The sequence below is a fragment of the Streptomyces sp. NPDC002690 genome (genome assembly GCF_053592415.1).
Genome location: NZ_JBSFVR010000712.1, coordinates 1 through 1,508, shown reverse-complemented (window position 1 = coordinate 1,508; position 1,508 = coordinate 1). Strand labels below are relative to the sequence as shown.

Sequence of the window (1,508 nt, the reverse complement as noted above, 5' to 3'; positions counted from 1 at the left end):
GGTGGACCTGGCCCGCCGGGCCGTCCTGACCGCCCGGCTCAACGCGCGGCTCCACCGCCACCGCATCGATGTAAGGCGCAGCGATCTGACCGCCGCCGTCCGGGGCCGCACCTACGACCTGCTGCTGTGCAACCCGCCCTACGTGCCCTCGCCCGCGCCGGGTGTCCCCGGCCACGGGCGAGCGAGGGCGTGGGACGCGGGCCTGGACGGGCGGATCGTCCTGGATCGTGTCTGCGACGGGGCCCGGGAGGCGTTGCGGCCGGGAGGGGTGCTGCTGATGGTGCACTCGGTGCTCTGCGACCCGGACATGACCCTGGAGCGACTGGAGCGGGCCGGGCTGCCCGCCTCGATGTGCGAGCGGGCCCGGGTTCCGCTGGGGCCGGTCCTGCGTTCCCGGCGGGCGTGGCTGCACGACCGGGGCCTGCTCGGACCGGCCGCGAAGAGCGAGGAGCTGGTGATCGTACGCGCGGTGCGCGCCGGGTGGGGCTGATCCGGTTCCGGACCGCTGACGTACCCGGTCAGCTCTCGTCGTTCTTCACCCGGCGTCGGTGGCTGGTGTCGCACCAGGGGTACATGCGGCTCTTCCGGCACAGGCACAGGGCGACCACGAACCGGTCCGACGTGACGGTGCCGCCGTCCGGGAGGGTCACCTCGACGGGCCCTTCCAGCAGCAGCGGCCCGTCCTCGGTGAGCGTGACGCGACAGGGAGCATGGGGTGTTTCCGGCACGGGAACCGCCTTCCGGAGCCCGCCGCGCGGGGTGTACGGGCGGGTGCGGCCCGGGCGGACGCCTGAATCGATGGTGGCCGCCGCCGGGGCCGTACGCACGCCGAGCGGCGCCGGGTCTCAGACGCGCGTCGCCGCCGTGCCCGTCGTGTCCGCCGCCCCTGCCGTCTCCGCCGTCGAGCCGGCACGCCTCCCGGTGCCCGTCTCCCACTCCGCCACGCGGGCGAGCAGCGGCTCGCGGCCGATGGCGTCCGCCCGGGTCGCCTCCACGGTGCAGGCGTACGCCCCGGCGACGGCGCCGAAGAGGGCGCAGCGTGCGGGATCCTCCCCCGCGAGCCAGCCGAGCAGGAACCCGGCGGCGAACGCGTCGCCGGCTCCGTTGGAGTCGACGACGGGTTCCGGCGGTGCGATCGCCGGGACGTGTGTCAGCTCGCCGTCGACGAGAAGATGGGCACCGGCGGCCCCGTCGGTGGCGACGACCACGCGGGCCTTGCCGTGCTCGGCGATCCTGCGCAGGGTGGCCTCGGTGTCCTCCAGGGCGGTGGCGGAGAGGAACACCAGGTCCGCTTCGAACGCGAAAGGCTCGTGGTACGGGTTGACGCCGTCCCAGTTGTGCAGGTCGGTGGAGAGCGTCAGCCCCGCCTCGCGCAGCAGCGGCAGGGTGAAGGCGCACGGGTAGGTGATCGAGACGTGCGCGTGGCGGCTCTTCTCCGCCAGCGCCCGGACGGTGGCCTCCGGCAGCCGGTCGCCGGGTGCCGCCCGGCTGTCGTCGTAGAGGGAGAG

The 1,508-nt window shown here is 74.9% G+C and carries 3 protein-coding genes; 1 reads left to right on the top strand and 2 read right to left on the bottom strand.

Features of this window, described 5'->3' with window-relative positions:
• On the top strand, positions 1-490 hold a 490-nt coding region (locus ACWD3D_RS36935), incomplete at its 5' end, for a methyltransferase (RefSeq protein WP_451465003.1).
• A 28-nt stretch (positions 491-518) separates the two neighbouring features.
• Here the strand turns inward: ACWD3D_RS36935 and ACWD3D_RS36930 are convergent.
• The gene (locus ACWD3D_RS36930) at positions 519-728 is read right to left on the bottom strand and encodes a CDGSH iron-sulfur domain-containing protein (protein ID WP_451465002.1); all 210 of its coding nucleotides are present in this window, start codon (positions 726-728) and stop codon (positions 519-521) included.
• 117 nt (positions 729-845) lie between these two features.
• A partial coding sequence (locus tag ACWD3D_RS36925; protein ID WP_451465001.1) for a PfkB family carbohydrate kinase occupies positions 846-1,508 on the bottom strand: 663 nt, incomplete at its 5' end.